General features: G+C 67.5%; 4 protein-coding genes and 2 pseudogenes. 5 read left to right on the top strand and 1 reads right to left on the bottom strand.

The window, feature by feature from the left end:
• From VHB27_RS13735 to VHB27_RS13720, 5 genes and pseudogenes are all read left to right on the top strand, one after another.
• Positions 1 to 113: pseudogene (locus VHB27_RS13735) on the top strand (GTPase Era); the annotation flags it as partial.
• A 482-nt stretch (positions 114 to 595) separates the two neighbouring features.
• A pseudogene (locus tag VHB27_RS24795) lies at positions 596 to 745 on the top strand (GxxExxY protein); the annotation flags it as partial.
• Between the two features lie 463 nt (positions 746 to 1208).
• Entirely contained in the window at positions 1209 to 2663 is a 1455-nt protein-coding gene (gene dmeF, locus VHB27_RS13730; protein WP_408904002.1) for a CDF family Co(II)/Ni(II) efflux transporter DmeF, read from the top strand.
• Positions 2664 to 2786: 123 nt separating this feature from the next.
• A complete protein-coding gene (locus VHB27_RS13725) occupies positions 2787 to 3182 on the top strand; it encodes a hypothetical protein (RefSeq protein WP_325601312.1) in 396 nt (131 codons plus the stop codon).
• A complete protein-coding gene (locus VHB27_RS13720) occupies positions 3148 to 3396 on the top strand; it encodes a hypothetical protein (protein ID WP_325601310.1) in 249 nt (82 codons plus the stop codon). The genes VHB27_RS13725 and VHB27_RS13720 overlap by 35 nt, the downstream gene beginning before the upstream one ends.
• A 30-nt stretch (positions 3397 to 3426) precedes the next feature.
• Here the strand turns inward: VHB27_RS13720 and VHB27_RS13715 are convergent, their stop codons facing one another.
• Entirely contained in the window at positions 3427 to 6651 is a 3225-nt protein-coding gene (locus VHB27_RS13715) for an error-prone DNA polymerase (protein WP_325601308.1), read from the bottom strand.
• Between the last annotated feature and the right edge of the window lie 132 nt (positions 6652 to 6783).

Below are 6783 nucleotides of genomic sequence, written 5' to 3'. Positions count from 1 at the left end.
TGCTGGACCGGCCCGTGCACTTGTTTCTCAACGTCAAGGAACGCAAGGGCTGGGACGAGGAAGGGGCGCGTCTGCGGGCGATCGGCCTGGAGGATCCTGGCAAGGCTGGATAGCCGCGCAGCCGGTAGTAGCCGATGCGTTCGAGAGCCGTGGACGCGCGACGGTCGTCACTGATCGCCGATCCGCGCGATTTGGGCAGAGCAACCTGGGACGGAACGGGCAGGTGTCGTGCGGGCGGGTAGGGACAACGGAACCGCAAAGCACGCCGAACACGCAAATGGGGGACTGTCGGGATCGGCTTGATGCCCTGTCCAGGCAGGTTATCGGCTGCGCCTTGACGGTGATGCGTACTCGATAGCCGATGCGTTCGAGAGCCGTGGACGCGCGACGGTCGTCACTGATCGCCGATCCGCGCGATTTGAGCAGAGCAACCTGGGACGGAACGGGCAGGTGTCGTGCGGGCGGGTAGGGACAATGGAACCGCAAAGCACGCCGAACACGCAAATGGGTGACTGTCGGGATAGGCTTGATGCTCTATCCAAGCAGGTTATCGGCTGTGCCTTGACGGTGATGCGTACCCCGGGGGACCGGGTTCTTCGAGAAAGTCTATGAGAACGCTTTAGTGCATGCGTTGCGCAAAGCGGGGGTCGCGGTCGCGCAACAACATCGCATGGTCGTTCGCTACGATGATGTCGTGGTCGGGGATGATACCGGGAACCTGCTGGTGGGGAACATCGTTCTGTAGAATTGAAGGTCACCAGGGTGACCGACGACATTCGTCGGGCGCAGGGCCTGAATGACCTGAAAGCCACGATTGAAAACCACGGGCCTGCGTCCGTGCCGACGGCTCGATTTCGGCAAGCTCCGCCTTGAGATCAAGCGAATAGTCCGGGCCTTCTAAGACAGTCGGCGGACTTTGCGTGTTCGGCGTGCTTTGCGGTTCCATTTCCATGGAACCCCCTGCCCCGCCGACAACCCTCCCACCAAGCTGGCCCCAACGGCCCGACCTGCACAAACCGTCGGCGGTCCCAGCCAGGCGACTGACCGCCTTGATGATCGCGTGCTCCGCGGCCAGCAGCACGCCATGGGGCGGGAGCCGAAATTCAAACCGAGACACGACCCCCTCTCCAGTTGCCTGGATGACCGGACCTGGTTGAGATAGCCCCGGATGTAGAGACGGAGCATGTCGCCCGGTCGATAGCCTGGCCATGGCGGCGGCCAGTACGCGCGTCGCCATGGCCGGGCTGATGGCGGGGGCCGTTGAGGATCACGTGCCTGCGCACCTGGTCGATCGCCGGAAGCACCCGGACGCTTTCAACACCGAGGCGGCCGAGCACCGGCTGTCGGTCGTGCGAACCTATCTGAAGCAGGAGAGACCCATGACCGAGGCTCCAACGACCGAAGCGGCCGCCGCTCATGGACATGTCTTCCTCGCCCCCAGCCATCAGTCGAACGAGCGGCGCGCCTGGGCGGTCATCGTCCTTTGCGGCGCGATGATGGTCGGCGAGATCGTCGGCGGCCTGCTCTTCGGGTCGATCGCGCTCGTCGCCGACGGCTTGCACATGTCGACCCACGCCGGCGCCCTGCTGCTCGCTGCGCTCGCCTACACCTATTCTCGCCGGTATGCCGACGATCCGCGCTTCACCTTCGGCACCGGCAAGTTCGGCGACCTGGCCGGGTTCACCAGCGCGATCGTCCTGGCCATGATCGCGCTGCTGATCGGCTACGAGGCGGTGACCCGGTTCCTGCACCCCGTCCCGATCCACTTTGGCGAAGCGATTCCGATCGCCGGCCTCGGCCTGGCCGTGAACCTCGCCAGCGCCTGGCTGCTGGGCGCCGGTGGCCACGACCATCACCCTGGGCACCACCCTGGCCACCATCACGGGCACAGTCGCGGCCATGATCACGGACACGATCATGAAGCGGAAGTCCTTGAGATCGCGACGGCCGCCGGCCCTGTCCTTGTGACCGTGTTCGAGGACGGAGTTCCGCCGCGCTTTCGTGTGCGCCGTGCCGACGGCGCCGCCTTGGCGCCGGGCGAGGCCAAGATCGAGACGGTTCGTCCGGACGGCGCCAGGCAAGCCTTCCGCTTCGTCGAACAAGGCGTCTTCGTCGAGTCCGTCGAGGAGATCCCCGAGCCGCACGCCTTCACGGCCTTCGTAACGATCGGCGACGAGCAGCACACGCTTGTCTTCTCCGAACATGAGCACGGGGCACACGATCGCGACAACAACATGCGCAGCGCCATCGTGCACGTCGTGGCGGACGCCATGGTATCGGTCCTGGTGATCGCCGGCCTGGTCCTGGCCCGCTGGCTTGGATGGCTCTGGATGGACCCCCTCGCAGGCGCTATCGGGGCTTTGGTGATCGCAAGCTGGTCCTATGGCCTCATCCGAGACACCGGCGCGATCCTCCTGGACATGAACCCCGATCGCCAGCTTGCGAACCAGATCCGCCAAGTCATCGAGACATCCGGCGACGCCGTGGCCGATCTTCACCTCTGGCGGCTGGGACCCGGGCATTTAGGAGCGATCCTGAGCGTCGCCACCGACGCCGGATGGGACGAGGCCCACTATCGCGCCAAGCTCGCGCCGTTCCCGATGCTGTCGCACGTCACGGTCGAGATCGTGCGAGCGCGGCAACCGATGAGCGCCGCCGCATAGGCCGGATCAGAGGACCGGGCCGGGCAACCGGGTACTGGACCCGGTATCCTGCGACCGACGGAAACCTGCCGTGCTTCGTCGAGGATCCGGTCTCGCCGTGATCGATGCCAGGAGGGGAAGGTGATGGAGACTGAAGATGAGCGCCTTCGGGGCGCGGTCCGCTTGGTCGCATTGCTCAACCTGGCCTATTTCGGCGTCGAGTTTGTCGTCGCCCTGCGCATCGGTTCGGTTTCGCTGCTGGCGGACAGCGTCGACTTCCTCGAAGATGCGGCGGTCAACCTGCTGATCTTCGCCGCGCTCGGTTGGAGCACCGCGCGGCGGGCGCAGGTCGGAATGCTGCTCTCGGGCGTGCTGCTCATCCCCGCCGGAGCGTTCCTTTGGACGCTTTGGCACAAGTTCAGCGCGCCGGTGCCGCCGGAGGCCGCTCCACTGACCGTCACGGGCCTTGGGGCTCTCGCGGTCAACTTCTTCTGCGCCCTGACGCTTGGCCCTGGCGCTTGCGCGGTTTCGCCAGCATAGCGGCAGCCTCACGAAAGCGGCGTTCCTGTCGGCACGTAACGACACGCTGGCCAATATCGCGATCGTCGGCGCGGGCGCCGTCACCCTGTTCCGGCCCTCGATCTGGCCCGACATCATCGTCGGCCTGGGGATTGCGGCTATGAATCTCGATGCAGCGCGTGCGGTCTGGAAAGCGGCGCGAACCGAACTCCGAGTCTCCTTGGAGCGGCCATAGCGCGCAACCGATCCCCCCAGCCCCCCTCCCTCACCGGAAATCCCGGCTCGGCGGCAGCGGGACCTTCGCGCCTCGGTCCGCGTCGGACAGGTTCAGCCGGCCCAGCAGGTCGCCGCGGTCGATCAGGCGGCGGCAGATCAGGTGGATGATCGGGACTTCCGCGTGTTTGGTCTCCCGCTCGATCCGTCCCTCGGCCAGCATCAGACGGGACCCGACCAGCGCGGTGCGGTCGCGGGCGACGATGTCCGGGTAGACGACGAGGTTGGCGATGCCGAACTCGTCCTCCAGCGTCACGAAGATGATCCCCTTCGCCGTCCCCGGCCGCTGGCGCATCAGCACGATCCCCGGAAGGCGGAGGAAACTGCCGGGTTTGGCGGTTTGCAGCCGGCGCGTGTCGTCATGGCCCTCGGCCTGCAGCAGCGGCCGCAGCAGGGCCATCGGGTGTTGGCGCAGCGTCAGGCCGGTGGCGGCATAGTCGCGCATCACCGCCTGGCCCGCCGTCTCGGCCGGCAGCGCGACCGGCGGTTCGCGGATCAGCGGCGATCCCCCGCCCGCCTGCGCCAGGCGCAGCAGCGGCAGTTCGTCGGTCTCGACCGCTTTCGCGTCCCACAGCGCCCCGCGCCGGCCGATGCGCAGCCGGGCGAAAGCGTCCGCCTGGGCGAGGGCCTCCAATGCCCTGCGGCCGGCATCGGCGCGGCGGGCCACTTCCTCGACCGACTCGTAGGGCGAGCCGTTGCCCGACCGGCGCGTCTCCACGATCCGCTCGCCATCGTCTTTCGGCAGGCCGGACACCATCCGCAGGCCCAGTCGCAGGGCGTGTTCGCCGGCGCTGCCGGGTGCCGGCTCCAGCGTGCAGTCCCAGTCGCTGGCGTTGACGTCCACCGGCCGGATTTCCACGCCGTGCGCGGCGGCGTCGCGGACGATCTGCGCCGGGGCATAGAAGCCCATCGGCTGGCTGTTCAGCAGGGCGGCGGCGAAGGCCGCCGGGTAGTGGCACTTCAGCCAGGACGAAATATAGGCCAGGTGCGCGAAGCTCGCGGCATGGCTTTCCGGGAAGCCATAGGAGCCGAACCCCTCGATCTGCTTGAACACCCGCTCCGCCAGTTCGGGATCATAGCCCCGGCGGACCATGCCGTTGATCAGGCGCTCGCGATAAACCCCCACGCCCTGCGTGTGCTTGAACGTCGCCATCGCGCGGCGCAACTCGTCCGCCTCGTTGGGGGTGAACTTGGCGGCGACGATCGCGACGCGCATCGCCTGTTCCTGGAACAGCGGCACGCCCTCGGTCCGCCAGAGCACGTTCTTCAATTCGTCCGGCGGGCCGTGTTCGGGGGATGGCGCGGGGTAAACCGGCTCTTCCAGTCCCCAGCGCCGGCGCAGAAAGGGATGCACCATGTCGCCCTGGATCGGGCCGGGCCGGATGATCGCGACCTGGATGACCAGGTCATAGAACTTCTCGGGCTTCAGCCGCGGCAGCATCGACATCTGCGCCCGGCTTTCCACCTGGAACACGCCCAGCGAGTCCGCCTTGCGCAGCATCGCATAGGTCTTGGGGCAATCCTGCGGCACCGACGTCAGGGTCAGCGTTTCCCCGTGATGCCGGCTCACCAGGTCGAAGCCGCGATGCAGGCAGGACAGCATGCCCAGGCCCAGGACATCGACCTTCAGCAGCTTCAGCGCGTCGATATCGTCCTTGTCCCATTCCAGCACGGTGCGGTCCTTCATCGCCGCGTTGCCGATCACCGCCATCTCGGTCAGCGGTCCCTGGCTGATGACGAAGCCGCCGACATGGGTGGCCAGGTGACGGGGGAAGTCCTGGATCTCCTCCGCCAGTTCCAGCGTCATCGCCAGCCGGCGGTCGGCGGCGTTGAAGCCCTCCTTCCGAGCCAGGTCCTCGAACCGGCGCTCGCCGCCCAGGCCCCAGCCGGTCTTGGCGAGGCGCGCGGTGATGTCCTCGGGCAGGCCGAGGGCCTTGCCGACCTCGCGGATGGCGCTGCGGCCGCGATAGCGGATGACGGCGCCGGCGATCGCCGCGCGGTCCCGGCCATAGCGCTGGTAGATGTGCTGGATCACGTCCTCGCGCCGCTCATGCTCGAAATCGACGTCGATATCGGGCGGTTCGTTGCGGCTGGCGGAGACGAAGCGTTCGAACAGCAGGTCGTGCTTGGACGGATCGACACCGGTGATGTCCAGCAGGTAGCAGACGGTGGAGTTCGCCGCCGATCCGCGGCCCTGGCAGAGGATGTCCCGGCCCCTGGCGAAGCGCACGATCTCATGCACCGTCAGGAAATAGGGCGCGTAGCCCAGTTGCGCGATCAGGGCGAGTTCGTGATCGATCCGGGCCGTGATGTCCGGCGGGACGCCGTCCGGCCATTTCGCGGCGGCGGCCTGGTTGACCCGGTCGGTCAGCGTCTGCATGGCCGTCCGGCCGGGTTCCAGGATCTCGTGCGGGTATTCGTGCCGCAACTGATCGAGCGAGAACCCGGCGCAGGCCTCCGGCACCGTCAGGGTGTTGGTCAAGGCACTGGGGCAGGCGGCGAACAAATGCCGCATCTCGTCAAGGCGTTTCAGGCAGCGTTCGCCGTTCCGTTCGGCTTCGTAGCCCAGCATGTCGACGGTGGTGCGCAGGCGGATCGCGCTCAGCACGTCCGCCATCCGGCGCCGTTCGGGGGCGTGGTAGCGCGGGTCGGTGGTGGCGAGCAGCGGGACGCCGGTCCGCATCAGGCGGTCCAGGCGTGGGGCGTCGAGGCCGTCCAGCAGGGCCGGGGCCATGCAGAACAGCGGCAGGGCCAGGGAGGACAGCGCCTCGACGTCCGCGTGCAGCCGTTCGGCGAAGGCGGCGTCGGGCAGGCGGGGCGGAATCGCGGCCATCACCCAGCCTTGGGCATGCGCCAGCATCGCCTCCCGCCCGATGCGGCAGTCGCCTTTCGGGTTGTCCATCCGGCCCTTCGACAGCAGCCGGGTCAGCCGCCCGTAGCTGGTCCGGTCGGTCGGCCAGGCGAGGTAGGACGCGCCGTCTTCCAGCACCAGCCTGGTGCCGAGGACGTAGCGCAGCCCGACCTCCTTCGCCGCGACATGCGCCCGCACCGCGCCGGCCAGGCTGTTGACGTCGCAGACGCCGATGCCGGCATGCCCGAGGACCTTGGCGCGGATGACCAGTTCCTGCGGGTGGGAGGCGCCGTCCAGCAGGGTGAAGTTGGACCGGGCGCCGAGTTCCGCGAACGGGGCGGACGAGGGGGGCGGCCGTGTTGCCATGCGGTGTGCTTAAGGGAGAATTTGGGGTAAAACAAGAACAAATACAGTACGAAAAAAGCCTGCATGATTCCCGCATGATTCTTGAATGACCCCCCGCGATGCCCCCCCTGCGATGCCCCCCTGCGATGCCCC

This window comes from Rhodopila sp., assembly GCF_035548235.1.
Lineage (GTDB): Bacteria > Pseudomonadota > Alphaproteobacteria > Acetobacterales > Acetobacteraceae > Rhodopila.
The sequence above is the reverse complement of the archived record's forward strand: the minus strand, read 5'-3'. Positions and strand labels throughout refer to the sequence as shown.

What these genes read in the sequence shown, in the direction of transcription:
- dmeF (WP_408904002.1), top strand. Translation starts at nt 1,209, where the DNA reads ATGGCGGCGGCCAGTACGCGCGTCGCCATGGCCGGGCTGATGGCGGGG.
- VHB27_RS13725 (WP_325601312.1), top strand. Translation starts at nt 2,787, where the DNA reads ATGGAGACTGAAGATGAGCGCCTTCGGGGCGCGGTCCGCTTGGTCGCA.
- VHB27_RS13715 (WP_325601308.1), bottom strand. Translation starts at nt 6,651, where the DNA reads ATGGCAACACGGCCGCCCCCCTCGTCCGCCCCGTTCGCGGAACTCGGC.